Source organism: Ruegeria sp. CF8 (genome assembly GCF_056537285.1).
In genome coordinates this window covers 20,877-46,460 of sequence record NZ_JBQFRG010000005.1, presented here as the reverse complement: position 1 = coordinate 46,460, position 25,584 = coordinate 20,877, and the positions used below count along the sequence as shown (strand labels likewise).

The 25,584-nt window shown below is 58.6% G+C and carries 27 protein-coding genes; 13 read left to right on the top strand and 14 right to left on the bottom strand.

Translation table 11 applies throughout. The features are described 5' to 3' along the window. The first annotated feature begins 200 nt into the window (after nt 1-200). The gene (locus tag ACR0EV_RS12650; RefSeq protein ID WP_480800417.1) at nt 201-836 is read left to right on the top strand and encodes a DUF1326 domain-containing protein; all 636 of its coding nucleotides are present in this window, start codon (nt 201-203) and stop codon (nt 834-836) included. Between the two features lie 6 nt (nt 837-842). On the opposite strand, the gene ACR0EV_RS12645 is transcribed toward ACR0EV_RS12650, so the two are convergent. The 3 genes from ACR0EV_RS12645 to ACR0EV_RS12635 all read right to left on the bottom strand — a co-directional run bounded on the left by ACR0EV_RS12645 (nt 843) and on the right by ACR0EV_RS12635 (nt 4,574). Beyond that, the gene (locus ACR0EV_RS12645; RefSeq protein WP_480800416.1) at nt 843-1,847 is read right to left on the bottom strand and encodes a Hint domain-containing protein; all 1,005 of its coding nucleotides are present in this window, start codon (nt 1,845-1,847) and stop codon (nt 843-845) included. Nucleotides 1,848-2,020: 173 nt separating this feature from the next. Then, the gene (gene pnp / locus ACR0EV_RS12640; RefSeq protein WP_171184321.1) at nt 2,021-4,168 is read right to left on the bottom strand and encodes a polyribonucleotide nucleotidyltransferase; all 2,148 of its coding nucleotides are present in this window, start codon (nt 4,166-4,168) and stop codon (nt 2,021-2,023) included. A 118-nt stretch (nt 4,169-4,286) separates the two neighbouring features. After that, nucleotides 4,287-4,574 carry a hypothetical protein gene (locus tag ACR0EV_RS12635; RefSeq protein WP_480800415.1) on the bottom strand — a complete coding sequence of 96 codons (288 nt, stop codon included), beginning with the start codon at nt 4,572-4,574 and terminating at the stop codon, nt 4,287-4,289. A 75-nt stretch (nt 4,575-4,649) separates the two neighbouring features. Between ACR0EV_RS12635 and ACR0EV_RS12630 the strand changes: the two genes are divergently transcribed. Further along, entirely contained in the window at nt 4,650-6,251 is a 1,602-nt protein-coding gene (locus ACR0EV_RS12630; protein WP_480800414.1) for a BCCT family transporter, read from the top strand. 62 nt (nt 6,252-6,313) lie between these two features. Here the strand turns inward: ACR0EV_RS12630 and ACR0EV_RS12625 are convergent, their stop codons facing one another. After that, entirely contained in the window at nt 6,314-7,084 is a 771-nt protein-coding gene (locus ACR0EV_RS12625) for a nuclear transport factor 2 family protein (protein ID WP_480800413.1), read from the bottom strand. A gap of 180 nt (nt 7,085-7,264) precedes the next feature. Here ACR0EV_RS12625 and ACR0EV_RS12620 point away from each other — a divergent pair, with 180 nt between their 5' ends. Then, a complete protein-coding gene (locus tag ACR0EV_RS12620) occupies nt 7,265-7,642 on the top strand; it encodes a winged helix-turn-helix transcriptional regulator (RefSeq protein ID WP_171093255.1) in 378 nt (125 codons plus the stop codon). 90 nt (nt 7,643-7,732) lie between these two features. Here ACR0EV_RS12620 and rpsO read toward each other — a convergent pair whose 3' ends face one another. The 6 genes from rpsO to rbfA all read right to left on the bottom strand — a co-directional run bounded on the left by rpsO (nt 7,733) and on the right by rbfA (nt 11,874). Beyond that, a complete protein-coding gene (gene rpsO / locus ACR0EV_RS12615; protein WP_170329634.1) occupies nt 7,733-8,002 on the bottom strand; it encodes a 30S ribosomal protein S15 in 270 nt (89 codons plus the stop codon). 143 nt (nt 8,003-8,145) lie between these two features. Then, a complete protein-coding gene (locus ACR0EV_RS12610; protein ID WP_480800412.1) occupies nt 8,146-9,159 on the bottom strand; it encodes a calcium-binding protein in 1,014 nt (337 codons plus the stop codon). A gap of 94 nt (nt 9,160-9,253) precedes the next feature. After that, the gene (locus ACR0EV_RS12605; protein ID WP_480800411.1) at nt 9,254-9,757 is read right to left on the bottom strand and encodes a DUF1643 domain-containing protein; all 504 of its coding nucleotides are present in this window, start codon (nt 9,755-9,757) and stop codon (nt 9,254-9,256) included. Nucleotides 9,758-9,778: 21 nt separating this feature from the next. Then, nucleotides 9,779-10,684, bottom strand: coding sequence for a tRNA pseudouridine(55) synthase TruB (truB, locus tag ACR0EV_RS12600; RefSeq protein ID WP_480800410.1), 906 nt, complete (start codon nt 10,682-10,684; stop codon nt 9,779-9,781). A gap of 54 nt (nt 10,685-10,738) precedes the next feature. Next, on the bottom strand, nt 10,739-11,482 hold the full coding sequence (locus ACR0EV_RS12595) for a phosphodiester glycosidase family protein (protein ID WP_480800409.1): 744 nt from the start codon (nt 11,480-11,482) through the stop codon (nt 10,739-10,741). Further along, complete coding sequence (gene rbfA, locus ACR0EV_RS12590) at nt 11,479-11,874, bottom strand: 30S ribosome-binding factor RbfA (RefSeq protein ID WP_171093264.1); 396 nt, start codon at nt 11,872-11,874, stop codon at nt 11,479-11,481. The genes ACR0EV_RS12595 and rbfA overlap by 4 nt, the downstream gene beginning before the upstream one ends. Nucleotides 11,875-11,965: 91 nt before the next feature. On the opposite strand from rbfA, the gene dapB reads away from it, so the two are divergent. Beyond that, a complete protein-coding gene (dapB, locus tag ACR0EV_RS12585) occupies nt 11,966-12,775 on the top strand; it encodes a 4-hydroxy-tetrahydrodipicolinate reductase (protein ID WP_480800408.1) in 810 nt (269 codons plus the stop codon). Between the two features lie 39 nt (nt 12,776-12,814). Beyond that, nucleotides 12,815-13,498: a DUF2306 domain-containing protein gene (locus tag ACR0EV_RS12580; RefSeq protein WP_480800407.1), complete on the top strand. Its 684-nt coding sequence runs from the start codon at nt 12,815-12,817 to the stop codon at nt 13,496-13,498. Here the strand turns inward: ACR0EV_RS12580 and ACR0EV_RS12575 are convergent. From ACR0EV_RS12575 to tmpA, 3 genes are read right to left on the bottom strand one after another with little or no spacing between them, the layout of a single operon-like run. Then, nucleotides 13,485-14,153: an ureidoglycolate lyase gene (locus ACR0EV_RS12575; protein ID WP_480800406.1), complete on the bottom strand. Its 669-nt coding sequence runs from the start codon at nt 14,151-14,153 to the stop codon at nt 13,485-13,487. The genes ACR0EV_RS12580 and ACR0EV_RS12575 overlap by 14 nt on opposite strands. Further along, nucleotides 14,150-14,740, bottom strand: coding sequence for a (R)-1-hydroxy-2-trimethylaminoethylphosphonate oxygenase (tmpB, locus tag ACR0EV_RS12570; RefSeq protein WP_475197894.1), 591 nt, complete (start codon nt 14,738-14,740; stop codon nt 14,150-14,152). Before tmpB ends, ACR0EV_RS12575 begins: the two co-directional genes overlap by 4 nt. Continuing rightward, nucleotides 14,737-15,873 carry a 2-trimethylaminoethylphosphonate dioxygenase gene (tmpA, locus tag ACR0EV_RS12565; protein WP_480800405.1) on the bottom strand — a complete coding sequence of 379 codons (1,137 nt, stop codon included), beginning with the start codon at nt 15,871-15,873 and terminating at the stop codon, nt 14,737-14,739. The genes tmpB and tmpA overlap by 4 nt, the downstream gene beginning before the upstream one ends. A gap of 99 nt (nt 15,874-15,972) precedes the next feature. On the opposite strand from tmpA, the gene ACR0EV_RS12560 reads away from it, so the two are divergent. Then, nucleotides 15,973-16,827 carry a LysR family transcriptional regulator gene (locus ACR0EV_RS12560; RefSeq protein ID WP_480800404.1) on the top strand — a complete coding sequence of 285 codons (855 nt, stop codon included), beginning with the start codon at nt 15,973-15,975 and terminating at the stop codon, nt 16,825-16,827. Nucleotides 16,828-16,831: 4 nt separating this feature from the next. On the opposite strand, the gene ACR0EV_RS12555 is transcribed toward ACR0EV_RS12560, so the two are convergent. Beyond that, the gene (locus tag ACR0EV_RS12555; protein ID WP_171093279.1) at nt 16,832-17,014 is read right to left on the bottom strand and encodes a DUF1674 domain-containing protein; all 183 of its coding nucleotides are present in this window, start codon (nt 17,012-17,014) and stop codon (nt 16,832-16,834) included. An 88-nt stretch (nt 17,015-17,102) separates the two neighbouring features. Here ACR0EV_RS12555 and ACR0EV_RS12550 point away from each other — a divergent pair, with 88 nt between their 5' ends. The 7 genes from ACR0EV_RS12550 (at nt 17,103) to ACR0EV_RS12520 (ending at nt 25,575) form a co-directional block, all read left to right on the top strand. Beyond that, nucleotides 17,103-18,362 (top strand): RsmB/NOP family class I SAM-dependent RNA methyltransferase, encoded by a 1,260-nt coding sequence (locus tag ACR0EV_RS12550; RefSeq protein ID WP_480800403.1) that lies wholly within the window; start codon nt 17,103-17,105, stop codon nt 18,360-18,362. Nucleotides 18,363-18,452: 90 nt separating this feature from the next. Beyond that, entirely contained in the window at nt 18,453-20,192 is a 1,740-nt protein-coding gene (locus ACR0EV_RS12545; RefSeq protein WP_480800402.1) for a heparinase II/III family protein, read from the top strand. A 22-nt stretch (nt 20,193-20,214) separates the two neighbouring features. Then, nucleotides 20,215-21,804: a bifunctional phosphoribosylaminoimidazolecarboxamide formyltransferase/IMP cyclohydrolase gene (purH, locus tag ACR0EV_RS12540; RefSeq protein WP_480800401.1), complete on the top strand. Its 1,590-nt coding sequence runs from the start codon at nt 20,215-20,217 to the stop codon at nt 21,802-21,804. Further along, nucleotides 21,804-22,280 (top strand): signal peptidase II, encoded by a 477-nt coding sequence (gene lspA, locus ACR0EV_RS12535; RefSeq protein ID WP_480800400.1) that lies wholly within the window; start codon nt 21,804-21,806, stop codon nt 22,278-22,280. The genes purH and lspA overlap by 1 nt, the downstream gene beginning before the upstream one ends. 50 nt (nt 22,281-22,330) lie before the next feature. Next, nucleotides 22,331-22,846: a DUF3035 domain-containing protein gene (locus tag ACR0EV_RS12530; protein WP_480800399.1), complete on the top strand. Its 516-nt coding sequence runs from the start codon at nt 22,331-22,333 to the stop codon at nt 22,844-22,846. A gap of 81 nt (nt 22,847-22,927) precedes the next feature. Then, entirely contained in the window at nt 22,928-24,268 is a 1,341-nt protein-coding gene (locus ACR0EV_RS12525; RefSeq protein ID WP_480800398.1) for a M16 family metallopeptidase, read from the top strand. Next, entirely contained in the window at nt 24,265-25,575 is a 1,311-nt protein-coding gene (locus ACR0EV_RS12520; RefSeq protein ID WP_480800397.1) for a M16 family metallopeptidase, read from the top strand. The genes ACR0EV_RS12525 and ACR0EV_RS12520 overlap by 4 nt, the downstream gene beginning before the upstream one ends. The last annotated feature ends 9 nt before the right edge of the window (nt 25,576-25,584 follow it).

The window sequence follows — 25,584 nt, the reverse complement described above, 5'->3', positions numbered from 1 at the left end:
AAGGTTTTGGGCGGTCACATCGTTTCACTCTAATTTGGGCGCGCGTGACAGAATAATCTGAATGGCTCATCTGTTGTCGCAGGATGGCCCACGCCTGCGTTTCTGCTACATGCAAAGATGTGCTAGGGTGGCTGCGCAGGCCATACGACAGGCAACAGCCAGACAAATCGGGTTTCCACTGTGCTTCACAGGAGAGAACCATGGTTTTGACAGATTGGTACGTTGAAGGAGATAGCTTTGGAAACTGCAATTGCGGTTATTCCTGCCCCTGCCAATTCGAAGAACTGCCCACCCACGGAAATTGTCGGGGCTTCGAAGTGCTTGAGATTGGCACAGGGTATTTCGGCGACATTGATCTCAGTGGTGCCAAGGCGGCGCTGATCTATGCCTGGCCGGGGCCGATTTTCGAAGGCGGCGGGGAAATGCAGGTCATCGTTGATCCTGCAGCGAGCCCGGAACAGCGCGCTGCGCTTGAAAAGGTCTTTCACGGAGAAGAAACAGAAGAGATGGCGACGCATTGGTACGTGTTCCGTGCCATGTGCGACAAGGTGCACGAGACGCTTTACCTGCCCATTGATTTCGAAATGGACATGGAAGAGCGCACTGCCCGCGTCTCCATCGGCGATGTGCTGAACTCGACGGGTCGCCCGATTGAAGCCCCTCATGGCGGGGGACCGCATCGTGTGCGTATCGATATTCCTGGCGGTATCGAGTTCTCAATGGCCGAGATCGGCAGCGCCTCAACGCGCGCTGACGCAGCGATCAAGCTGGATTTGAAAGACAGCTATGGCCAATGGCATGTCTTGAAACACGGGCCGGGAGGTGTTGCGCACTAAACTGCGTCAGGCGGCCCTCTGAAGCGTATTTGGATAAACCCGCCAATTTGGAACCATCAGGTCTGCTTTCAGCAGTGCGGCTTCGAAAGGTTTAAGGACCGGCAGCACTGTTGGTCCGTAACCATTCGCGCCGTGGGACAGGTCTGGGAACAGGTCGAACAATCTGCGCTGGGTGGCGGGTGCCATCGCGCTCAGGGTGGTGTCGCCGGGATAGAAAGATTCGGACCAGATCCCTTCGACATTCACCAGCTCATGCTGATCTAAAAGGATGTGAACATATTCGACCCCCCGTGCAGGCGGATCCTGCACAATGCTTTGTCCGTTGATCAACGTTTTCGCCGGGGCCAGCATCACGGTCTCGCCATGCATCAGTTCCATGATAGCTGAGGTCACAGCGACCCGATGTTGCGGCGAAACCAGCAGGTCGCGCGTGGGGCTGTTCGGACCAAAACAGCCCGACTTGAAGCGTACAGGGCACAGATGCGGAGAGGAACGCAGCTCTTGCGTCGACAGATGCCGTCGACCGATCCAGCGCACCGGACGAACCCGCTCGTCCGCGGTTATGACCGGATCTCCGGGTACCAGCTTTTCTACCCTACGCTGACCCGTTGGCGTCAGGATCAGCGACTCCGTGGTGAAGCACACGAAAGAGGGCAGGCTTTGATACGGGGTGGCAGAGGCGTTACCGCCAAAGCTGGTGTTTTCGATTGTGTCTTTCAGGGCAGCCTGACCCGAGGTGACGATGATGTAACGCGGGTTCGAAAACTGGATCAGGGTGAAACGGACCGGTGCGCCATTGATCGTACCTGTATATGCCTCGAATGTGCTGAAATCCTGAGACGATGCAGAAATCCCGGGCAGCCCGGAAAGATCCAACTGAACGCTGTCGGGGTCCGGATCCTGCAGGAAAGCATCATTGTCAGTGACGTCGACGGAGTACGCTGCCGTGATATCGACGTTGCGGGAGCTAAACGGGTCCGCGCTGATTTCGTAAACGGTGATCGAGGCCACGGCTGCACAGCATCCCTGAAATTGCCAATTCCAGCCTTAAGGTTGTGCTAATACGTTTAAGAACAGTTAATGGTTGATTTACCCTATTCAGAAAGTTGGGGTTGCGCTGCGTATCCCGCAAAAAAAAGACCCCGGACAATGCCGGGGCCTTCTGTGTTGGACGAATGGGCAGATTACTCTGCGTCTTCTTTCTTTTCTTTCTTCTCGGGAACGATCTCTTCGCCGGTTTCCTGATCGACGACTTTCATCGACAGGCGGACCTTGCCGCGATCGTCAAAGCCCAGCAGCTTGACCTTTACTTCCTGACCTTCCTTCAGAACATCTGACGGATGGTTCAGGCGGCGGTTTTCGATCTGGGACACGTGGACCAGACCGTCGCGCTTGCCAAAGAAGTTCACGAAGGCGCCGAAGTCGACGATCTTGACCACTTTACCGGTATAGATCTGACCTTCTTCCGGCTCGGCCACGATCGAGTAGATCATGTCATAAGCCTTCTGGATCGATTCACCATCGGGCGAGGCGATCTTGATCACACCGTCGTCGTTGATGTCGACCTTGGCACCCGAAACCTCAACGATCTCACGGATGACTTTACCGCCCGAACCGATCACTTCGCGGATCTTGTCGGTCGGGATGTTCATGGTCTCGATGCGCGGGGCGTGGACCGAGAATTCATTGGTCTCGGACAGGGCTTTGCCCATCTCGCCCAGAATGTGCATCCGGCCTTCTTTGGCCTGTGCCAGAGCGGTTTCCATGATCTGCGGCGTGATACCTGCGACTTTGATGTCCATCTGCAGCGAGGTGATGCCGTTTTCGGTACCTGCCACTTTGAAGTCCATGTCGCCCAGGTGGTCTTCGTCACCTAGAATGTCGGTCAGAACAGCGTAATCGCCATCATCTTCCAGGATCAGACCCATGGCCACACCGGCAACCGGTGCTTTCAGCGGAACACCTGCGTCCATCATCGACAGCGAACCACCGCAAACAGAGGCCATCGAGGACGAGCCGTTCGATTCAGTGATTTCCGATACCACGCGAACGGTATAGGGGAAGTCGGTCGGCGCAGGCAGAACCGCCTGCAGCGCGCGCCATGCCAGTTTGCCATGACCGATCTCACGACGGCCGGGCGAACCCACGCGGCCTACTTCACCCACCGAATACGGAGGGAAGTTGTAGTGCAGCAGGAAGTTCGATTTGAAGTTGCCGTGCAGCGCGTCGATGAACTGCTCGTCATCACCGGTGCCCAGCGTGGTCACGGCCAGCGCCTGAGTTTCACCACGGGTGAACAGGGCGGAACCATGGGTCCGGGGCAGCAGCGAGGTTTCGGCTTCGATGGCGCGTACATCGGTGGTCGAACGACCGTCGATGCGCTTGCCGCCTTTGACAACGTCGCCACGCAGGATGCCGGCTTCCAGCTTTTTCATCGCCGAGCCAAGATTGGCGTCTTCCAGCTGTTCCTCGGTCAGCGCTTCTTTGATCGCTTCGCGGGCAGCGGCAACAGCGGCGGTGCGCTCTTGCTTGTCGGTGATCGCGAAGGCGGCGCGCATTTGCTCTTCACCGGCTGCGGAAACAGCGGCGTACAGTTCCGAGTAATCGGGGGCGACGAACTCAAACGGCTCTTTGGCGGTTTCTTCGGCCAGCGAGATGATCAGGTCGATGACCGGCTGGATTTGCTCATGAGCGAATGTCACGGCACCCAGCATTTCGGCTTCGGACAGCTCGTAAGCTTCCGATTCCACCATCATCACGGCGTCTTTGGTACCGGCCACAACCAGATCCAGACGCTGTTCGGGGTTCAGGCGCAAGTCCTGCATGTCGTCCACGGTCGGGTTCAGGACGTATTCGCCATCCACGAAACCAACACGGGCACCAGCGATCGGGCCCATGAACGGCGCGCCCGAGATGGTCAGGGCAGCCGAAGCAGCGATCATTGCAACGATGTCGGGATCGTTGACCAGATCGTGGCTCAGCACGGTGCACATCACCAGAACTTCGTTTTTGAAACCGTCAACGAACAGCGGGCGGATCGGACGATCGATCAGACGCGCGGTCAGCGTCTCTTTCTCGGTCGGGCGCGCCTCGCGCTTGAAGAAGCCACCCGGAACCTTACCGGCGGCATAGTATTTTTCTTGGTAGTGTACGGTCAGCGGGAAAAAGTCCTGACCGGGCTTTTGTTGCTTGGCAAAGGTCACGTTGGCCATGACGCTGGTTTCGCCCAGCGTGGCAATCACGGTGCCGTCCGCCTGACGGGCAACCTTGCCGGTTTCCAGTGTCAGCGTCTCTTCGCCCCACTGAATCGATTTCTTCGTTACATCAAACATATGCGTATCCTAGAACGGAGCACTCCCGCCCCTGCGGGTCTCCGGTTTGCATGGCGGCCCCATTGCCGCCGACCCCACTTTATCTTCCATTCGAGTGCCGGGGTCAGGGCACAACGTCTCAGATACCGCGCGCATACATGAGAATGCGTTGGAAGGAAAGAGAAACCGCATCCGGTGGCCGGATCATGCTGAGACTGGCAATGGCTTTCCTTATGAGCCCAATTTTCAGGTCAAAACTTGAAACTGAGCGTGGCGAAACACAGCGTTTCATTCCGGTCAGACGATAGAAACTCGCAAGAGAGCTTTCATCGCTAACATATGAAAAATCGAATGCAATTGTAAAAATAACAAGGCTGTATAAGCTTTTACGAATAAGCCCGCGGTCGAGATGACGGAAACGCGCCAAGGGGGTAACTATCTCATAACCGTCCGCCGACCGAATACCTTGGCGTTTGCAAAAAGCGAACAGAAGGGCAATCGAATGGCACAAACAAAGAAGATGCTGGATCCGGATCCCCGGATTTACGACTTCGAAACGGAATATGAGCTGGGGCAGGACAACGTCCGGCCATTTGGTCTGGATATTCACAACCCGGTTTTTCTGATCTCGAGTATTTTGATCTTTGCGTTCGTTCTGATCGCATTGGCCAACCAAGAGGCAGCGGCCTCGTTCTTCGGCTGGCTCCGGCCTTGGCTGACCAGCACGTTTGACTGGTTCCTGGTTCTTTCGGTTGACGCGATCACCCTGTTCTGTCTGGTGTTGATTGTTTTGCCCGTTGGTAAAGTACGGATCGGCGGCAAAGACGCCAAGCCTGACTATTCCTATGCCGGATGGATCGCGATGATGTTCGCCGCCGGTATTGGTATCGGTCTGCTGTTCTTTGGCGTGATGGAGCCGGTCTACTATAACTTTGCCGAAGGCGGGAATGCGCGGCCCTTGGGCATTGATATCGCAGTTCCGGGCAACGAATATATCGGCATCGTCGGCACAATCCACCATTGGGGGCTGGAAGGTTGGGCGGTCTATGCCGCTGTAGGCCTGAGCCTTGCAATCTTTGCCTATAACCTGAATCTACCACTAACCCTGCGGTCGGCCTTTTATCCGCTCCTAGGTGAGCGCGTCTGGGGCTGGTGGGGTCACCTTATCGACACGCTTGCGGTGTTTGCGACGTTGTTCGGCCTGACGACCTCATTGGGACTTGGGGCGCAACAGGTTGCGGCGGGGCTGAACGAGGTGTTCGGCATCGAACCCAGCCCAACTGTGACGGTCTTGCTGATCATCGGAATCACGCTGATCGCGCTGGGATCAGTCCTGATGGGCATGGATGCAGGCGTGAAACGGCTGAGTGAGATCAACATGATCATGGCTGTGGGCTTGTTCCTGTTCGTCATCGTTGTCACTGGCGTTGGCACAGCCATCGCGCGGTATTTCAACGTGATGGTGGATTACGTGACGCACCTTCCGGCGCTGTCCAATCCGTTCGGGCGAGAAGACACCAGCTATTTCCACGGCTGGACGACGTTCTACTGGGCATGGTGGATCGCATGGTCACCGTTTGTGGGCATGTTCATCGCCCGCATTTCCAAGGGCCGCACGGTGCGTGAGTTCATCCTCTGCGCGCTGCTGGCCCCGACGGCGGTCTGTGCCCTGTGGATGTCGACTTTCGGCGGTGCAGCCATCGACATGCTGAACGCAGGCGGAGCCGAAGGCGTCCGCGCCACGGTGATCGACAGCTACGCCCCCGAAGGTGCGCTGTTCGGCTTCCTGAAAGAGCTGCCGCTCTACGGCATCGTCGCGCCCATCGCGTTGATCCTGATCGTGGTGTTCTTTGTCACTTCGTCCGACTCGGGCTCGTTGGTGATCGACACGATTACGGCAGGCGGCAAGATGGATGCGCCGGTTGTGCAGCGCGTGTTCTGGTGCACGCTGGAGGGTCTCGTCGCCATCGCCCTGCTGCTTGGGGGTGGGTTGTCCGCTCTGCAAGGCGCAGCGGTTTCAACAGGGATACCGTTCACGCTGGTGGTTCTGATGATGTGCTACTGCCTGTGGCTGGCGCTGAAGTCTGAGAAGGCGAAGATGTAAGTACGACCGCTATGAAAATTGAAAACGCCCACCAGACGGTGGGCGTTTTTTTTGATCCAGTATCAAAACTTGCCGTTGTCATGCGCCATTTCAGACGGGATGGGTGAGACAACATCCCAATGCTCAACGATTTTCCCGTCCTCGACGCGCCACAGATCGAAGAAGGCCCATGGCTCACCGCCCATAGTGGCATCGGTGGCCACGAAGACGAAATTGCCCTCGGCTACGGCGAACTGAGGCTCGAACTTAGTGATCACCATGCCTTGCGCGGCGAAAGCGTCGATCGCGGCCATCAATCCGGCCAGACCGTCCTCAATAGAAGGATTGTGCTGCATATAGACCTCTGGGTCCATGTAGGTTGTGACGTTCTCCGGCGCGGCACCGCCCAGCACATCACGCACAAAGCCCAGCACCAACGCCTTGTTTTCTTGGGTTTTGTCGAGGTCGGTAATTTCAACCGGCCCGTCCGTCATGCCACGTCCTGACGCGGTGGTTTCGGGGATGGGCTGCAGGTTGTCCCAGTGTTCAACAACCTTTCCATCTTCCACGCGGAAGATATCAAAGGCCGCAAGCGACGAGGCTCCAAACGCGTCGGCATTGTCATAAGTGTTGTGCAGCACAACCATGTCGCCTTCAGCAAGCACACGGTGAGTTGTGGCAGACATGCCGGATTGTCCAACCAATGGGATCAGGCCCATCAATCCTTCGGCGCCGGTCGGAACCTGCGGATTGTGCTGGATGTAGTCGGCGCTCACCATCTGGCGCGCGGCTTCCGGGTCGTGATCGATAAAGGCGGCTGAGAACAGTGCGAGGACAAGCTCTTTAGGGGTCATGGTCAATTCCTGATGATTCGAGTTGTGCTGATAGTTAGTATTGAAAACGAACCACATTACAATTACGCACTAAAATGTCACGAGGTTACTTCTGGGATACTTCATTAAAAACATAGCCTTGCGAATATTTCGGGAAGTTCTATTGTTGTCTTAAGTAACAAAACCGCACCAGAGGTTCTCATGCTCCCCATTGGCGTCAACAGCAAGGCCGAAGCGTCCAACTGCTCGATCCGTTCGGTTCTGTCCAACGTCACGGGCAAATGGCGGATGATCATCATTCTGGCCCTTGAGGATGAGCCTAAAAGGTTTGGAGAGCTCAAGCGCTGTATTGGCGACGTGACGCAACGGGTGCTGACGGAAAACCTGCGGGGATTGCAACGGGATGGGTATCTGACCCGCACCGTCGATCCCGGCCCGCCTGTTGCGGTTTCTTATGCGCTTACACCTTTGGGCCGAGATCTGTTGGAGCTGCTCAAGCCGCTTGTCTATTGGTCACATGAGCAGATGGATCAGGTTAAAAGCGCACGCATGGAATATGAACGTGCCCATCCTGATTGAGGGCACCTGACTTCCAACTGATTGACCTGCACAAAAAAACGCCCGCCAAAGTGGCGGGCGTCTGAAATCTGCAAGCGATGCGATCCGACCTTAGCGGCGGATGCCCAGCTTTTTGATCAGGTCCTGGTAACGCGCTTCTTCTTTGCCCTTCAGGTAGTCCAGCAGCTTACGGCGCTGAGCAACCATTTTCAGCAGACCACGACGACCGTGGTTGTCCTTTTTGTGGGTCTTGAAGTGCTCGGTCAGGGTGTTGATGCGCGAGGTCAGGATGGCAACCTGTACTTCAGGCGAACCGGTGTCGCCTTCTTTGGTTGCGAATTCTTGCATGACGCGTGCTTTTTCAGCGGCAGTGATCGACATCGGGGTCTCCTTCAAAGGCTAGAGTTAATGGCGCAGGCCGGGATGTCGTCCAGCACAGGCCCATGGAGAAAACCGCACCGATTCCGATGCGGATGGGCGCGTATAGGCGCATTTTGGACAAATGGCAAAGGGAATCTGCGGGCTCAGACCATCTGCCCATACTGTTCCAGTTGGGCTTCGGTGATCAGTTGGATATCGGCTGCCGTCATCCCTTCGGCACCATACACCTGTGCCACTTCCTGACCGTCGATGATCACCCGCGTAAGGTTTGAGTCTTCTGCGTCAGGTTCCACGGCAATTTCAGGCTCAGCCTCGTCCTCCCAGGTGACAAGCAACTTATCCTCACCCGGTTGGAACCCCATGACGGTGATATCTTCCTCACCTAGGCCCACGACGATGTCATCGGCCCCCTGACCACCGGTCACCACGTCGCCACTGCCAGCAAGAAGGGTGTCATCGCCGGCACCCCCATTCAGGAAATCCTGTTCGGCTGCACCGTCTTCGATGCCGAATACAAAATCGTCCCCGTCGCCGCCAAAGATCGCATCCTCGCCTGCGTCTCCGGTCAGGACATCATCCCCAAATCCGCCTTGTAGAGCGTCATCATCGGCCCCGCCTCCCAAAGTATCGTCGCCCTGACCGCCATAAAGCTCATCTTCGCCCTCGCTACCGTCCAGAGTGTCGTCGCCGAAATGCCCGAACAGAGTATCATCGCCTGTGTCCCCAAACAGCAGGTCATCATCCGCTTCGCCATGCAGGACATCGTTGTCCGGCCCGCCATAGATGGTATCCATCTCGTCGCCGCCATGCAGGACGTCATCCCCCTGGCCCCCGTGGATCGTATCTTCGCCGCCATAGCCGTTGATCTGATCCACACCGTCCCCTCCGGTGATCATGTCCGGGCCGTCTTCTCCGGCAATCACCAGATCCCCTTCGAATTCGGAAAGGACGATCCCGGTGGACAGGGGTTCGACTTCGGTTCCGACAGGGTCTTCGACATTTTCGCCGATTTCCAGATACTCTCCGGTTCCGCTTTCGGTTTGCGGCTCATCTTCGGGAAAGTCATCTGACGTGTCCTCGTCTTCGATCAGCATGTCGCTCATCGCGTAGGCTGCACCGCCAATGGCGGCCAGTCCGATCAATCCGGCCAGAAACATGACACTCCTCCGATAGCAGAATGCTCCGAGGATGAATGTCTCACGCCGGGGACGGTTAGGTCAAAGGCAAGTCTTTGAAATGGTTAATACTTTATCACCACTGCTCAGGCTGCTGAGTGTAGGAGATGTAAAGGGGGTGTTTGGGGTGTCCGTCTTTGGTCAGGCCCAGATGGAACAGGGGTTGACCGGTTTCCCGCAACAACTGTTCAACTGCCGTGCCACGGTCCAGATGTGCACCATGGGTGCCCCAGGCAGCGATGACCTGATCGGCCCATTCCACGCCGTCCAGAATAGCTTTGTCATTCGCAGGCCCGACCGGCTCGGCAGCGGCGCGCATCTTGCGCGGATCGGTGTCGCGCCAGGCAAAGATGTTGGTCACCTGAAACGCGCCAAACCCCAAGGCCCGAGCGCGCCGTTCGCAGCGCTCAACCGTGGGGTCATTCTGCACCTCGGTCGCGGTCGAAGGGTTCAGCATCACGAACAGCGCTTTGCGGCCTGCCGGATCCCATACGCGGGTCAGGCTATAGCGGTAGTGTTCGCAATCGGAATAGATGGCGGTCGAAGGCGCGTCGCCCTTGGTATGCGTTCGGGTGATCATGCCAACCGCCTAGCACGTGTTTCAGGAAACGAACACCCGGCTCGGATGCAGCTCGCCCGATTTGTAGATGCCCACGGCCACCGCTTTACCATCCAACGAGGCCCAGGCTTCATCGCCGTATTCGACGTCTGATGCCAGCACCATGCCGGGATTGCCGTTACGCAGGCGGGTGGCGCCCTCAGGGGTGCATTTCAGCTCGGGCAGGTCCGACAGGCCGGTTTCCAACGGGTGCAGGTACGTGTCCAGCGCGGTGGACTTGGCCATCTCGTCGATCTGCTCGATGGTCAGCCCATCTTCGGCCTCAAACGGGCCGGACCAGATACGGCGCAGTTCCTTGACGTGGCCGTGGCAGCCCAATGCCTCACCCAGATCGCGCGCAATCGACCGGACATAGCCCCCCTTGCCGCAGGTCATCTCCAACACCACGTGGTCTTCATCGGGGCGGTCGACAAGGATCAGTTCCTCGACCCAAAGGGGCCGGGCGGTCAGTTCCACATCCTCGCCATCGCGGGCCAGTTTATAGGCGCGCTGGCCGTCGATCTTCACCGCAGAAAACTTAGGCGGAACCTGCATGATGTCGCCAAGAAATGGGGTGAGCGCCTGTTTGATGTCCTCATCCGAGGGGCGCGCATCGCTGCTTGCGATCACTTCGCCTTCGGCATCGTCGGTATTGGTGGCCTGCCCCAAACGCACGGTAAACGTATAAGCTTTAAGCGCATCGGTGATGTAGGGAACGGTTTTGGTCGCTTCGCCCAAAGCCACGGCCAGAACGCCGGTTGCTTCGGGGTCCAGTGTGCCCGCATGGCCCGCTTTTTTGGCATCCATCGCCCAACGCACCTTGTTGACCACCGACGTAGAGGTCATGCCCGCAGGCTTGTCCACAACCAGCCAACCGGAAATGTCGCGACCCTTGCGTTTGCGTCCCATCTTGCACCTTGCCTTTTGCTGAGGCGCGCGGGTTAACGGATCACACCCGCCCTGTCAATTTGCTGGCCGATCCTCGACCACGCCAACGATTGGCCCCAACGAGAACCCCAGATCCGAGCGATTGCCTGCCCGGTCATACATTCGTGAGATATTGCCATCCAGAAACAGAGCATTCGGAGTGTCCAGCACATCGCGGAACAAGCTCCCGAATTCGTGGAAGGTGACATAATCCTCTGAGATCGCAAAAACGGCCCGCGTACCATCAGCGCTCGTGCCAACACCGTTGCGGATATAGCGAGAGGTCGAATCAGGCAAAAAGCGTGGGTGCAGTTCGCCGTCGATCACCAGCATCGGGCCAGATTGGGTGGCAAAGCGGCAGTTCGGCGTCTGATCCACGAAATCCAGTGTCTCGAACACATCGGCGCGCCCGTTACGGATGCAGAACACCCCATTGGGCAGCAGGCCGAAATTGCCGGGGCCGGGGTTCGGGATCACCCGCATCTGCTCCTGCCCATCCTCGACATAGTGGCCGACGGGCGAGCGGTCGTCGTGATACATACCGGCGTTCATTGCAAAGGCCAGCCGTTTGCCCTCGGGTTCAAGTGTCTCGTTGACCGACGAGAAATGCCCCAGCACTTCGCCGTCTTCACCATTCAGAAACAGGCGCAGGTCCGCCGCGGACGCATCGACCTCGCAGACAGTGTAGCGCAGATCCTCGTGAGTCACCTTTTCACAGGTCACCGCAGACGCTTGCGCGGCCCATAGTACCGCGCCCAAAATGGTCAGTGCCCGGATCACTCGTCCAGATCGCGGCGCACCGCGTCCTGCTGGAACATGCGGCGGGTGTCGTCCAAACGGTCAAACGTGTCATCCAGACGGAACCTCAGATCGGGCGAGAACTTCAGGTTCAGTTTCTTGCCGATCACGCGCCGTAACTCACCTTTGTTGCGGGCCAGCAGGTCGATCACGTCCTCTTGCCCTTTGCCGCCTAACGGCAGCACATAGGCTGTCGCGATTTTGAGATCGGGCGAGGTACGGACCTCACCCACGGTGATCGACATGCGGTTCAGGTCGGGGTCGTGGACATCTCCGCGCGCCAGAACTTCGGACAGGGTGCGACGGATCAGTTCGCCGACACGCAGCTGTCGTTGGGACGGGCCGGGGCCATCGTGGAATTTGTTCTTTGCCATATCCCCGATCTAAGCCCAAAGCTGGGCTTTGCCAAGCGGGCGCGAACGGGGTAGGAGGCTTTGAGCCGACTTAACGAAAAGGACCAGCGCAATGACCCATATTCCGGGGATCGTTATCACAGGGGCTTCGGGCCGTATGGGGCAGATGCTGATCAAGACTGTCAGCGAAAGCGATCAGGCGCGTCTGGTTGGCGTGGTCGAGCGCAAAGGCCATGATTGGATCGGTCAGGACGTAGGCGAGGCCATGGGTGGTCAGGCGCTGGGTGTCACCGTCACCGATGATCCGCTGGAAGCGTTTGCGCAAGCGCAGGCGGTGATCGATTTCACCGCGCCCGAAGCGACTTTGGAATTTGCCGCTCTGGCTGCGCAGGCGCGTTGCGTCCACGTGATCGGCACAACTGGCATGTCCGACGAACAAGTCGCGGCACTGGAACCGGCCTCACGCCATGCCGTGATCGTGCGGGCGGGCAATATGAGCCTTGGTGTGAACCTGCTGGTGCAACTGACCAAGAAAGTCGCTGCCGCATTGGATGAAGATTTCGATATCGAGATCATCGAAGGCCACCACCACCACAAGGTGGACGCGCCTTCGGGCACAGCGCTGATGCTGGGTGAGGCCGCTGCCGAGGGGCGCGGCGTCAAACTGGCCGATGTCTCTGACCGCGGCCGCGACGGCATCACCGGCGCGCGCAAGCGGGGTGATATCGGCTTCCACGCCATTCGCGGCGGCGACATTGTTGGTGAACATGATGTGCTGTTCGCTGCCCCCGGAGAACGCATCGTGCTGCGTCATCTGGCCAGTGACCGCGCAATCTTTGCCCGTGGTGCGCTGAAAGCCGCGTTGTGGGGTCAGGGCAAGGCACCCGGGCAGTATGACATGGTGGATGTGCTGGGGTTGTAAGCCATAGACGCCCGGATTGTTGGCGCTAAGCTCTGATCCATGCGTATACGTCGTTCCGGTTCGGCAACCGGTGTCCTGCTGGTACTTTTTTATCTGACACTGCTGCCATTTGTGGCGCACGGGTTTGGTATGATCGGCGTAGGCATGTCGTCGGATGCGGCCCAGCGAAGCTATCTTTTTGCTGATGGGCAACGTATCGGCAACGCCGCGATGGTGCTGCACATCCTTACGGGAACGCTCTTGGTGGTGTTGGTGCCGCTGCAACTGATCCACGCCCTTCGGCAGCGCTTCAACGGGTTTCACCGCGCCTTGGGTACTGTGCTGGTTGCGCTGGCTCTTGTGACAGGGATGGCGGGGATGACCTATATCCCTTTGCGAGGCACGGTTGGTGGGCCGGTGATGTCTGCCGCGTTTTTCCTATACGGCCTTTGCCTGTTCACCGCAGCTTTGATGGTGGCACGCATGGCGCTTTGCAATGATCGCGCGGGGCACTGGGCCTGGGGGTTGAGGCTGTTCTGGCTGGCGCTGGGATCATGGCTGTACCGGGTGCATTACACGCTGTGGTATCTGCTGACCGGTGGGCTGGGGTCAGAGCCCGACTTCTCGGGCCCTTTCGATCTGATTCAGAACTTTGCGTTCTTTGTGCCCTATTTGCTTGCGGTGCAGATATGGATCGTGCGCAAACGGTCGGGGCATCAGGGGGCTTTGGTTACAGCTCCTTGATCCTGTCTTCGCGCAAAGGGCAGGCCAGGTACACACCGAACTCTTTCCCGATATCGGCGCTGACCCGTGCATGAACTGCACCCTGTCGGTCTAGGAACCGTTGGTCATCTTCGACCGGGAATATGCCCTCGTGCCAGATGCCCGGGTGGATATAGAGGCCGCGAGAGCCGTCGCACCAAAACGCCACCACCTTGTCGGGGGTCAGGTTGTCACCAGGCAGAGCAGCAGGGACAATGAAAGGCTTGTTGTCCAGAGGCCAAAACATCTGTCCGCCATCGGGGTGATAGTTCATGTGCCAGAGCAATACCTGATCACGGGGCGCGGTTTGTCGGTCCGTCTGCGCGGTTTGCGGATCCGTGGACCAGCCAAGAACGTAATGCCCCTTGACGGCTTCGTTCTCGCCATACAGCACGTCGCCTCGCCAGTCACATTTGAACGTGCCTTCGACCCAGCCGCCTTCGTCGCCGGTGCCTTCGTCGATGGGGCGCCAACCTTGTTGCGGCCAGCGGACGATCTCGATTTCAAAGGTCTCGGGGTCATCGACCAGACAGCCATAGCCTTTGACCGTCTGATCTGTTGCGCGGATCAGAGGAACTTCGTGCCAGGGTAACGAGGGCTTGGAACTGGCCTCGAAGATGTATTCAGGTGCAGTCATGACGTGCCCAGATGTTTGTCGACCATGCGCTGCACCATGGGTGCAAAATGGGCGAAATCGGGGGTCTCCATATCCGCGCGTTTACCGGCCTCATCCAGATAGCGAACCTGAATGATCTCTTTCAGGTTAGGGTTGGATTCGAATGCGGTAACCTCTACTTCGCTCATCGGGCCGCCCTGCAGTTCCAGCGTATGAACCGAGGCGGCAGACAAGCGCTGGAAATACTCGGGCTTGGTGGCGCAGAGGTACCGCTTGGCTGCCACGTGATAGCGGCAGCAATCGGTGATGACCGAGGGGAAGAACTGTTCCAGCACCTCGGCCCCTGCATCCTCGTGATGGCGGTCTTCGGTATCGTCGGGATGGTAGGTCCCGAACTCGGAGGTGAAATGGCCAATGTCGTGCAGCAACGCGCCGACGATGATTTCTTCAGGCTGGCCGTTCTGCTCGGCGATGGTGGCCCCTTGCAGCATGTGTTGGGCCATGGTGACGGGTTCGCCCAGATATTCCTCATCGCCGCGGCGCTCGAAAATATCACCGATGAAGGCTACGATATTGTCACGGTTCAACGTCGAGAAATCGGGTTTCATTCCGCCGCCTCCGGGTGCGTTATTTCCATCGCGGCCAGTGTGGACAGCAAGCCATCCTTGTCGGCATAGCATCCCTGCAACCAGCGTGAGCCCGCGCCGGAATAGCCCAGCCGCGCGTGGAGCACGCGGGTGTTGTCGACGATAAAGCTTTCGCCCGGTTCCAGCTTGAACGACACGCCCATGGCCGGGTCATCGATTATCTCGCCCAACTGGCGATAGGCGGCGTAATAGGCCTCCATCTGGTCGAACGGGATATCGACGAACGGCGCAGTTGAGCGGTTGTTGAACCGGACGCCAATCAATTCCCCATCCGGAGACAGTTCGATCATCGGACGGCGCGATTGCAGCCAAACCCCGTCGGAACCCTTGTATTCGAATCGTGCCGGGTAGCCGGCCAACAGGGCAAAGCCTTCGGGATTCTGCGCACGCAGCTTTTCGGCCGCGCGGAAACCATCGACCACGATCGAGTCTCCGCCTTCAGCAGAATTCTCAAGGCAATACAGGATTTGCAGCGTTGGCACCGGATCGCGATACGGGTTGTCGGTATGCGCCTGCAAGCCAAGTCCGGTATAGGCAAGGTTGGTCGGGTTCACCTCAGTCCGCACTTCGAAATAGGGTCCATAGTTCGTCTCGCGTACATAGCCGAACAAATCAGCCACTTTCAGCAGCGATTCAGGTTCGGTCGGGCCACCCGTTAACTTGGCAAACCCGAATTCCGCGACGGCTGCCAGCCAATCACGCTTGGCGGTCGGGCTGACGTGAACTTCATTCCAGTCGCCGCTGGGTGCATTGATGCCGCTTTCCCACGTGGTGATGCCCGGGGCGATGCGACCAAACGCGTTGTCCTGATCGCGGTCATAGATGTGATCTGCCAACCAGTTGGCGGGGAAGACGACGGTCTTTTCCTCGGGCTGGAAGGTGACCTGCAGATCGCCCGAGATCACCTCGGCCGCGCTGATTGAGACGTCGGCAGGAATGTCGCCGATGGTGATCAGGCGCTGACCGTTGCCGGGCGCGCGGGTGTCCGGGTCCAGCGCGTTGTCACGCAGCCAGATGGCGTGAAAGCGGGCTTGGCTGTCGTCGGTGAAAGTCACGGTCACGACGTTGGCGCCATTAGTAGCGGTGCGCAGCATTGGGGATCTCCTGTTCGGCGCGAGCTTTGGTTGAGCAGATACGCTGTTCGTGGCATTACGACAATTAATCCTTATTTCGGCTGAGGCTTGGAAAAACTTATGGCTAAGAAAAAGATCGGACTGCCACCGCTGGACTGGTTGCGCGTGTTCGAAGCTGCGGGGCGTTTGGGGGGGTTCTCGGCTGCGGCCAAAGAGTTTGGTTTGACTCAGGCCGCTGTCAGCCAAAGGATCGGTAATCTCGAGGCATGGCTGGGCCGATCCCTGTTCGTGCGCGAAGCGCGTGGCGTGTCGCTGACGGTCGAAGGCGAGAGCTATCTACCCCTGGTGCAAGACAGCTTGCAAGCGTTAGAGCGCAATACCGAGGATCTGTTCGGAAAATCCCCACGAGAGCTGCGCGTCGCCGGATTGTCGTCCAACATTCACGCGCTTGTCCTGCCGGCCCTGCCTGCGTTTCAAAAACTGCGACCCGAGGTGCGGGTGCTGACCGATTCAGGCGCGCGGCGGTCAACCTTGGATGAAGAGCGGACCTGGCTGCAAATCCGATATGGCCGTGGCATGTGGGCCGGGCGCGACGCGGCCTTGATCGCGCATGAGGTTCTTGTGCCCATGGCCGCACCGGGAATCGAATGGGGTGCCCCTCTGATCGAATTGCGCGGAGAACGCCCCGGATGGCGGGAATGGGCCCAGAAATGCAATCAGGAGGATGCACCGCCGTCTCAAATCAGTTTTGATTCGATGGAACACGCGATCTCGGCAGCGCGGCGCGGACTGGGTGTGGTGCTGGGGTCGGTTCCTCTGGCTTTTGCCGACCTACAAGAGGGCCGGTTGCGCAGGATGGGCCTTCCGGAATTGCAAACCAAAGACGGGTACTGGCTGACCTGGCCCGAAGATCGGGCGAAATCCAAAAAACAACGCGCGCTGATCAAAGACTTTCTACAGGCGCTGCGCGGCTGAGCGCCTAGAAATCGATGGCGATGCCCTTCTTTTCCCAATCGCCATAGCGGGCCGGGTCCGGCCCGTCGCGCCCACCCAGTTCCTTGGGCAACGCCTTGGCCTCGGCTTCGGCTTTGCGTCGGCGTTCTTCCGCTTCGGCCAGTGCGCGCTGGGCGGCGGGGGGCAGGTCTTTGCGGTCGTCACTCATGACATCGGGTTCCTTTCCGTGCTGGGTCTTGATATACGCCCGCGTCCGCCAATGGCAATGCGGGCGCAGGTCACAGCAAGGCGATACCATGGCAAACAGCGCAACAGCAGCTCGGCGCAGCGCAATCTATCTTCTCGATCAGGTTCTGGGCGAGGGCCGCCTGTTGTCTGAATGTCTCGCTGCGGGTGCATTGGACCGGCTGGGTCCTGAAGATCGCGCGCGTGCTCAACGTCTGGCGTTGGAGACCTTGCGCGGGCTGGAGCGCGCCGACCGGTTGTTGGACAACCATCTGAACCGCACGCCCGCTCTGACCGTTCACAACGCGCTCAGGCTGGGTGCAGTTGAGTTGTGTAAGGGTGAAGCGGCGCATGGCGTGGTGAACTCCATGGTCGAGATCATCAGCCGTTCGCGCAAGCATGGGCGTCTGAAGGGCCTGGTGAATGCGGTTCTGCGCAAAGTCGCTGCAGAAGGGCCCGAGGCATGGCCCAAAATGCGTGTCCCGCGATTGCCGGAATGGCTTCGCGATCCCTTGGTTGTGGCGTGGGGCGCGGATGCCGTGGCCGGAATGGAGCAGGCGCATTTCGCAGGCGCACCGCTTGATCTGACTTTGAAGCCGGGGTCGAATGGTCCCGCGGGCGATGTGCTGCCAACAGGCTCAATTCGTCTGCAGGATGCCGGTCAGGTTTCGGCCCTGCCGGGATACCAAACCGGAGACTGGTGGGTGCAGGATGCGGCGGCTGCCTTGCCGGTTCGCGTCCTGGCTCCGAAGGCCGGTGAGAACGTGCTGGATCTTTGCGCTGCTCCTGGTGGCAAAACGATGCAACTGGCTGCGGCGGGAGCGGATGTTACGGCGTTGGATGTTTCAGAATCTCGGATGGAGCGGGTGCGCGAAAACCTGCAAAGGACGGGCCTGACGGCGCAGGTCATTGTTGGGGATGCGCTGGAACATAAAGGGCAGTATGACGCGATCCTGCTGGACGCGCCGTGTTCGGCCACAGGTACGATCCGGCGGCACCCGGATTTGCCCTTTGCCAAAGATGGATCCGAATTCGGCGGTCTGATCGAGCTTCAGACACAGATGTTGGCCCATGCTTGGAGTATGCTGAAGCCCGGCGGGCGCATGGTTTATTGCACCTGTTCATTGTTGCCGGACGAAGGTGAAGTACAGATCGAAGAGGCGTTGGAGATGTATCCCGACATGAGCGTGAACCGCGACGCAGTAAAGATATCAGGCGTTGAAACGGGCTGGACAACGGAAGAAGGCGGCCTGCGTCTGCGGCCTGATTATTGGCCGGATCGCGGTGGTATGGACGGGTTCTACATCGCCTGTCTGACCAAATCCGCCTAAGCGCACGCTTTTCGATGACTTGACGATCGGCACGGTCTATCGTTGGGTCTCAAGCGCCAGCAGAGCGCAAGGGGCAGAGTAACACGAGACATGTCGAACTCGGACACCATGACCAGTCGGTGGATGCGGTTTCAAAACCGTTTCTACGCGCGCTTGAGCCAACGGCAAAAGGCGGTCACAGGGTTTGTCGCGCAACCCGATCCGCGCACCGTGGGCTCGTTTGCGCGTGGTCGGCAACTGGTTGCTGGAAACCTCTTGTTCGCCGGGTACCTGGTCGAGGCCGAAGATACCGGATTATGGGACGTCGCAGCCCCCAGTGCGGGCTTTGACGACGAACGCCATGGTTTTGCCTGGCTGGACGACCTGGCTGCGGTCGGAGACATGCGCGCACGCGAAAAGGCGCAGCGCTGGGTTTTTGGCTGGATCGAAGCGCATGGTCGTGGCCAAGGCCCGGGCTGGGTGCCCGATCTGACCGGTCGGCGTGTCATGCGCTGGATCAACCACGCGATTTTTCTACTGCGCGGTGCAGATGACAGGCAAAGTAGGCTGTTCTTCCGTTCACTGGCGCAACAGACATGGTTTTTGTCCAAACGCTGGCAGGCGGCGACCCCCGGCTTGCCCCGGTTTGAAGCTTTGGCGGGTCTGGTGCAGGCCGGGCTGGCGTTGGAAGGGCTGGAGCAGATGGCCGATCCGGCCTTGCGGGCACTTGCCAGCGAATGTGATCGGCAGGTGGACGCGCAGGGTGGTATTCCGACGCGCAACCCAGAAGAGTTGCTGGAAGTTTTCACATTGCTCAGCTGGACCACAGCGGCGCTGAATGATCTGGGGCGCGGAGCGCCTGTCGCGCAGGTCAATGCAATCAAGCGGATCGCGCCGACCCTGCGGAGCCTGCGCCATGCGGACGGGGCGCTGGCGCGTTTTCATGGTGGCGGGCGCGGAGTCGACGGACGTTTGGAACAGGCCCTTGCTCAAAGCGGCGTCAAACATAAGGCGGCGACCGAATTGCCGATGGGCTATGCGCGCCTGTCTGCTGCGCGTACCACGGTAATCGTGGATTCCAGCGCGCCGCCCACTGGTGCGGCCTCGTTCAATGCACATGCCTCTACGCTGGCGTTCGAGTTGACCTCGGGGCGGCGTCCGTTGATCGTGAATTGCGGGTCGGGGGCCAGCTTCGGGTTGGAATGGCGACGCGCTGGGCGGGCAACGCCCTCGCACTCGACATTGTGCCTGGATGGGTTTTCCAGCGCGCGGTTGGCCAATCCATTGCCGGGCCGCGAAAGTCAGGCGTTGGTGGATGCGCCACAGGACGTGCCAGTCGATTTCGAGGACGCGTTTGAAGGCATCCGCTTCATGGCCGGTCATGACGGATATGCCAAAGTGTTCGGCCTGACCCATGCCCGGACTTTTGAGTTGCGGTTCGATGGCCGCGAGCTGGCGGTCGAGGATATTCTGCTGACCGCGACTGACAAGGCTAAGCGGCAGTTCGATAAGGCAATGGACGCCTCGGCGCTCAAGGGGATCGGGTACGATATCCGTTTTCATCTGCATCCTGACGTGGATGCCGCGCTGGATTTGGGCGGGGCGGCGGTGTCGATGGCGCTCAAAAGCGGTGAGATCTGGGTTTTCCGCCATGATGGCATTGGAAAATTGTCCGTCGAGCCAAGCGTTTACCTTGAAAAAGGGCGATTAAAGCCACGCGCGACAAAACAGATCGTTCTATCCGGGCGCGCAATGGAGTATGCGACGCGCATCCGGTGGACGCTGAGCAAGGCGCAGGACACAGCCTATGCCGTGCGCGATACGCACCGGGACGAGCCAGAATTCGACTGACGCCAAAAGGACCTTTGGACCCATGACCGATCTTCACCCCGTGCGCCGCGCGCTGCTTTCCGTATCCGACAAAACCGGGCTGATCGAGCTGGGCAAGGCGCTGGCCGAGCGTGGGGTCGAACTGCTGTCGACCGGCGGCACGGCCAAGGCGCTGCGCGATGCCGGGCTTGCGGTGAAGGACGTAAGCGAAGTCACCGGCTTCCCTGAGATGATGGATGGCCGGGTCAAGACTCTGCACCCGATGGTGCATGGTGGGCTGCTGGCGTTGCGCGACAACGACACTCATGTCGCTGCGATGACCGAGCACGGGATTGGCGCGATCGATCTGCTTGTTGTGAACCTTTATCCGTTTGAGGCCACCGTTGCCAAAGGCGCAGGCTATGACGAGTGCATCGAAAACATTGATATCGGCGGTCCTGCTATGATCCGCGCGGCGTCCAAGAACCATGCCTTTGTAAACGTTGTGGTCGATGTTGAAGACTATTCTTCGCTGCTGGATCAGCTGGATGAAAACTACGGCAAAACCTCGTACGGTTTCCGTCAATGGCTGGCGCAAAAGGCTTATGCCCGCACCGCGGCCTACGACACGGCTGTCTCGAACTGGATGGCCGATGCCTTGAAGCTTGAAGCACCTAAACGCCGTGCCTTCGCGGGCGAGTTGAAGCAGACACTGCGCTATGGCGAGAACAGCCATCAGCAAGCAGCGTTTTACACAGATGGCACAAACCGCCCCGGTGTGGCCACAGCCGTGCAGCATCAGGGCAAGGAACTCAGCTACAACAACATCAACGACACCGATGCGGCGTTTGAGCTGGTTGCTGAATTTGACCCCGCCCAGGGCGCGGCTTGTGCCATTATCAAACACGCCAACCCCTGCGGTGTGGCCACGAGTGCGACGTTGCTTGAGGCTTACAAGGCCGCGTTCGACTGCGACCGCACTTCGGCCTTTGGTGGGATCGTGGCATTGAACCAGCCGCTGGATGCGGAAACCGCGCAAGAGATCACCGGGATTTTCACCGAGGTCGTGATTGCCCCCGGAGCATCTGACGAAGCCAAGGCGATCTTTGCGGCCAAAAAGAATTTGCGCTTGCTGACGACCGACGGCCTGCCAGATGTAACGGCCGGTGGCAAAACCGTTCGTCAGGTGTCCGGTGGTTTGCTGGTTCAGGACAAGGACAACGGTTTTGTCGGCATGGATGACCTGAAGGTCGTCACCAAAAAGGCCCCGACCGATGAGCAGATGCGTGATTTGCTGTTTGCCTGGAAAGTGGCGAAGCACGTCAAGTCCAACGCCATCGTCTACGTCAAAGACGGAGCAACTGTGGGCGTGGGTGCGGGTCAGATGAGCCGGGTGGATTCTGCGCTGATCGCTGCCAAGAAAGCCGAGCGGATGGCGGATGTACTGGGTCTGCCTCAGCCGCTGACCATCGGATCTGCTGTCGCCTCTGACGCTTTCTTTCCTTTCCCGGACGGTCTGATGGAAGCCGCCGAGGCCGGTGCAACCTGCGTCATTCAACCCGGTGGCTCCATGCGCGACGACGAGGTGATTGCTGCTGCGGATGAGGCCGGTCTGGCCATGGTCTTCACCGGCATGCGGCATTTCCGTCACTGATGCGGTCTGGCCTGCTTCTCTGGGCGGCGATTGCCGCCTTTGCGATCGACCAGATCAGCAAGTATCTGGTCGTTCACGTTATGCGCGTGGCCGAACAACCCGGTGGTATCGACGTTCTGCCCCCGCTGCTGGTTTTCAAATACGGTGAGAATCGCGGTATCAACTTCGGTCTGTTTCAGGGGAATTCCGACGCCGCGCGTTGGGTGCTGATCGGTATTTCGATTGCGATCTGTGTTGGCGTTCTTATCTGGCTCAGCCGTACGGCCGCATCAAAACTCCTGCTCTTTTGCGCAGGTCTGTTGATAGGCGGTGCGCTTGGAAACGTGGTGGACCGGCTGTTATACGGCTATGTGCTGGATTTCCTGAACATGTCATGTTGCGGCATCAACAACCCGTTTGTGTTCAACCTTGCAGATGTGTTCATATTTGCGGGCGCATTGGGGCTGGTTCTGTTCGACAGCAAAAAGCCCTCGTGACGCGCCGAATTTTATGAGATAAAAGCGCCAGAAACAGGCTGGAGACACCAATGCGGATGCCGCGCGCCATATTTGTTCTGACTGTTGTCGCAGCGGTTGCGGCATGTTCGAATCCCGGTCTGCGGGATCTGGCACCTCCGGGGCAGGGTCCGGATGAATTTTCGGTCTTGCCGGTCAAACCGCTGACGCAGCCTCAGGATTACGCGTTTTTGCCTGCGCCCACACCGGGCGGTAGCAACCTGACGGATCCGAACCCCAATGCCGAGGCCGTTGCCGCACTGGGTGGAAATCCGGCAGCGTTGAACCCGAATGCGGCCGTACCGTCGTCCGATGCAGCGCTGGTCACAGCCTCCAGCCGGTATGGTGTATCACCTGATGCGCGCCAGGTTGTCGAAGCCGAAGATGCTGCGTTCCGCAAACGTCGTGGTCGTTGGACCGGATTGCGCCTGTTCCCAGTGGACCGCTACGGTCAGGTCTATGAACGGCAATCGATCAATCCTTACGCGGAAACCGATGCAGCCCGTAGTGCCGGTATTGAAACGCCGTCCTCGCCTCCGAATGAATAATTCTTAACTTTCCGTCATCGGGCTTGAACCCGGGCCGCACCACCGTAGTTTGAATACCAGAAACGAAACGGAGGATGCCCCATGGTTCGGGCCCTAGCCCTGTCGGCTGCCCTTATCGCTGCCACCCCGGTCTTGGCCGAGGACGGAAAAGAAGCGGTCACCACTTTCACTTTGGACAACGGCATGGATGTCGTCGTGGTCGAGGACCACCGTGCACCAGTTGTGCAACACATGGTCTGGTATCGCGCCGGATCTGCAGATGAACCGGTGGGCACATCCGGGATTGCGCATTTTCTGGAACACCTTCTGTTCAAGGGCACCGATACGCTTGCTCCGGGTGAGTTTTCGGCCACGGTTGCGGCCAATGGTGGTAACGACAATGCGTTTACATCATATGACTACACCGCGTATTTCCAGCGCGTCGCGGCTGATCGGCTTGAGCTGATGATGCAAATGGAATCCGATCGGATGCGGAACCTTCGGCTGAGCGAAGAGGATATCCTGACCGAGCGTGACGTGATCCTTGAAGAGCGTAACCAAAGGACCGAGAACAACCCGCGCTCTTTGTTTGGTGAACAGATGAACGCCGCGCAATACCTCAACCACAGCTACGGCGTGCCGATCATCGGCTGGAAGCACGAGATGGAAGAGTTGGACATGGAGGATGCATTGTCATTCTACCAAACTCATTATGCGCCCAACAACGCCATCCTGGTGGTCACAGGCGATGTCGAACCTGATGAGGTCCGCGCGCTTGCCGAACAGTATTACGGTGTGATCCCGGCCAACCCGGACTTGCCCGAACGGATGCGGGCACAAGAACCACCTCAAACGGCCGAACGGCGGCTGACTTACAAAGATCCGCGCGTGGCGCAGCCTTATGTGCAGCGCAGTTATCTGGCCCCCGAACGCGATCCGGGTGAACAGGAAAAGGCGGCGGCTCTGTTCCTGTTGGCCGAATTGCTGGGCGGCAGCACCACGTCCTACCTGAACGAAAAACTCCAGTTCGATCAGCAAAAAGTCGTGTATGCAGGCGCATTCTACCGCGGTGTCTCGCTGGATGACACAACCTTCGATTTGCTGGTTGTTCCGGCGCAGGGCGTGTCGCTGCAAGAGGCCGAAGATGCCATGGATCAGGCGGTCGCTGATTTTATTGCTGAAGGTGTTAACGAAGACGATCTGAACCGCATCAAGATGCAACTGCGTGCGTCACAGATTTATGCACGCGACAATGTTGATGGGATCGGCAACCGGTACGGCCGCGCCCTGACCAGCGGTTTGACGGTCGAGGATGTGCAAGCTTGGCCCGACATTCTTCAGGCCGTGACCGGAGACGAGATCATCGCCGCTGCCCGCGAAGTCCTGCAACCTGAAACATCTGTCACGGGCTGGCTGATGCGTGATGATGAGGTGACGCAATGAAACGGTTTCTTGCAACTCTGATCGCCTGTGTGGTTGCTCTGCCGGCCTGGGCCGAGATCGAGATCAAAGAGGTGACTTCACCCGGCGGAATCAAAGCCTGGCTGGTTGAAGATCATGCAATCCCCTTCACTGCGCTGGAACTGCGGTTTCGTGGCGGGACGTCGCTGGACGATCCGGACAAGCGCGGTGCAGTGAATTTGATGAGCGGCCTGATCGAAGAAGGCGCGGGCGATATGGACGCTCAGACCTATGCCCGTGAGCTTGAAGCACTGGCAGCATCATTCAGGTATAATGCGGGCGACGACACCGTATCGATCTCGGCGCAATTTCTGACCGAAAACCGGGACCAGGTGATTGATCTATTGCGCACCACGATCCATGAACCCCGTTTCGATCAGGACGCGATCGAACGCGTACGTGCGCAAATCCTTTCGGGATTGCGCTCGGACCAGACCGACCCGAATGAGATTGCTGGCCTGAACTTTGCTCAGATGGCCTATGGCGACCATCCTTATGGGTCCGAAGGGAAAGGCACGATCGAAAGCGTTTCGGCCCTGACGCGCGATGACGTGGTGGCTGCGTATGACAGCGTCTTTGCCAAGGACCGCCTTTATGTCGGGGCGGTGGGTGATATTACGGCGGAAGAACTGGGCGCGTTACTGGATAAACTGCTCGCCGATTTGCCGGAAACCGGTAAGCCCATCCCGGACAAAGCCGATGTGACCATTCCGGGTGGCGTCAGCGTCGTCGAGTTCGACACACCGCAATCGGTGGCCCTGTTTGGTCATGCCGGGATTGATCGGGATGACCCGGATTTCTTCGCTGCGTTTGTCCTGAATCACATTCTTGGCGGGGGCGGGTTTGAAAGCCGTCTGATGCAGGAAGTGCGTGAAAAACGTGGTCTGACATATGGGATCGGAACCTATCTGGTGCCCAAGGATCTGGCATCTGTCTATCTGGGGTCGGTGTCGTCGGCCAATGACCGCATTGCCGAGGCGGTCGAGGTGATCCGTGACGAATGGGCCAAAGCAGCGACCGAAGGCGTTACTCAGAAAGAGCTGGACGATGCCAAGACCTATCTGACCGGTGCATATCCGCTGCGGTTTGATGGCAACGGGCAGATTGCCGGGATCATGGTCGGGATGCAGATGGAAGACCTGCCAATCGACTATATCGCAACCCGCAACGACAAGGTGAATGCAGTAACGCTGGAAGACGTGAACCGCGTTGCCTCCGAATTGCTAGACCCGGACGGGCTGCATTTTATCATCGTCGGAAAACCTGTCGGTCTTGAGACCACAAACTGAAAATCAGGG

Excerpts from the sequence above, each read along its gene's own strand:
- ACR0EV_RS12650 (WP_480800417.1), top strand. The coding sequence starts at position 201 with ATGGTTTTGACAGATTGGTACGTTGAAGGAGATAGCTTTGGAAACTGC.
- pnp (WP_171184321.1), bottom strand. The coding sequence starts at position 4,168 with ATGTTTGATGTAACGAAGAAATCGATTCAGTGGGGCGAAGAGACGCTG.
- ACR0EV_RS12630 (WP_480800414.1), top strand. The coding sequence starts at position 4,650 with ATGGCACAAACAAAGAAGATGCTGGATCCGGATCCCCGGATTTACGAC.
- ACR0EV_RS12625 (WP_480800413.1), bottom strand. The coding sequence starts at position 7,084 with ATGACCCCTAAAGAGCTTGTCCTCGCACTGTTCTCAGCCGCCTTTATC.
- ACR0EV_RS12620 (WP_171093255.1), top strand. The coding sequence starts at position 7,265 with ATGCTCCCCATTGGCGTCAACAGCAAGGCCGAAGCGTCCAACTGCTCG.
- rpsO (WP_170329634.1), bottom strand. The coding sequence starts at position 8,002 with ATGTCGATCACTGCCGCTGAAAAAGCACGCGTCATGCAAGAATTCGCA.
- ACR0EV_RS12610 (WP_480800412.1), bottom strand. The coding sequence starts at position 9,159 with ATGTTTCTGGCCGGATTGATCGGACTGGCCGCCATTGGCGGTGCAGCC.
- ACR0EV_RS12605 (WP_480800411.1), bottom strand. The coding sequence starts at position 9,757 with ATGATCACCCGAACGCATACCAAGGGCGACGCGCCTTCGACCGCCATC.
- truB (WP_480800410.1), bottom strand. The coding sequence starts at position 10,684 with ATGGGACGCAAACGCAAGGGTCGCGACATTTCCGGTTGGCTGGTTGTG.
- rbfA (WP_171093264.1), bottom strand. The coding sequence starts at position 11,874 with ATGGCAAAGAACAAATTCCACGATGGCCCCGGCCCGTCCCAACGACAG.
- dapB (WP_480800408.1), top strand. The coding sequence starts at position 11,966 with ATGACCCATATTCCGGGGATCGTTATCACAGGGGCTTCGGGCCGTATG.
- ACR0EV_RS12580 (WP_480800407.1), top strand. The coding sequence starts at position 12,815 with ATGCGTATACGTCGTTCCGGTTCGGCAACCGGTGTCCTGCTGGTACTT.
- ACR0EV_RS12575 (WP_480800406.1), bottom strand. The coding sequence starts at position 14,153 with ATGACTGCACCTGAATACATCTTCGAGGCCAGTTCCAAGCCCTCGTTA.
- tmpB (WP_475197894.1), bottom strand. The coding sequence starts at position 14,740 with ATGAAACCCGATTTCTCGACGTTGAACCGTGACAATATCGTAGCCTTC.
- tmpA (WP_480800405.1), bottom strand. The coding sequence starts at position 15,873 with ATGCTGCGCACCGCTACTAATGGCGCCAACGTCGTGACCGTGACTTTC.
- ACR0EV_RS12560 (WP_480800404.1), top strand. The coding sequence starts at position 15,973 with ATGGCTAAGAAAAAGATCGGACTGCCACCGCTGGACTGGTTGCGCGTG.
- ACR0EV_RS12555 (WP_171093279.1), bottom strand. The coding sequence starts at position 17,014 with ATGAGTGACGACCGCAAAGACCTGCCCCCCGCCGCCCAGCGCGCACTG.
- ACR0EV_RS12550 (WP_480800403.1), top strand. The coding sequence starts at position 17,103 with ATGGCAAACAGCGCAACAGCAGCTCGGCGCAGCGCAATCTATCTTCTC.
- ACR0EV_RS12545 (WP_480800402.1), top strand. The coding sequence starts at position 18,453 with ATGTCGAACTCGGACACCATGACCAGTCGGTGGATGCGGTTTCAAAAC.
- purH (WP_480800401.1), top strand. The coding sequence starts at position 20,215 with ATGACCGATCTTCACCCCGTGCGCCGCGCGCTGCTTTCCGTATCCGAC.
- lspA (WP_480800400.1), top strand. The coding sequence starts at position 21,804 with ATGCGGTCTGGCCTGCTTCTCTGGGCGGCGATTGCCGCCTTTGCGATC.
- ACR0EV_RS12530 (WP_480800399.1), top strand. The coding sequence starts at position 22,331 with ATGCGGATGCCGCGCGCCATATTTGTTCTGACTGTTGTCGCAGCGGTT.
- ACR0EV_RS12525 (WP_480800398.1), top strand. The coding sequence starts at position 22,928 with ATGGTTCGGGCCCTAGCCCTGTCGGCTGCCCTTATCGCTGCCACCCCG.
- ACR0EV_RS12520 (WP_480800397.1), top strand. The coding sequence starts at position 24,265 with ATGAAACGGTTTCTTGCAACTCTGATCGCCTGTGTGGTTGCTCTGCCG.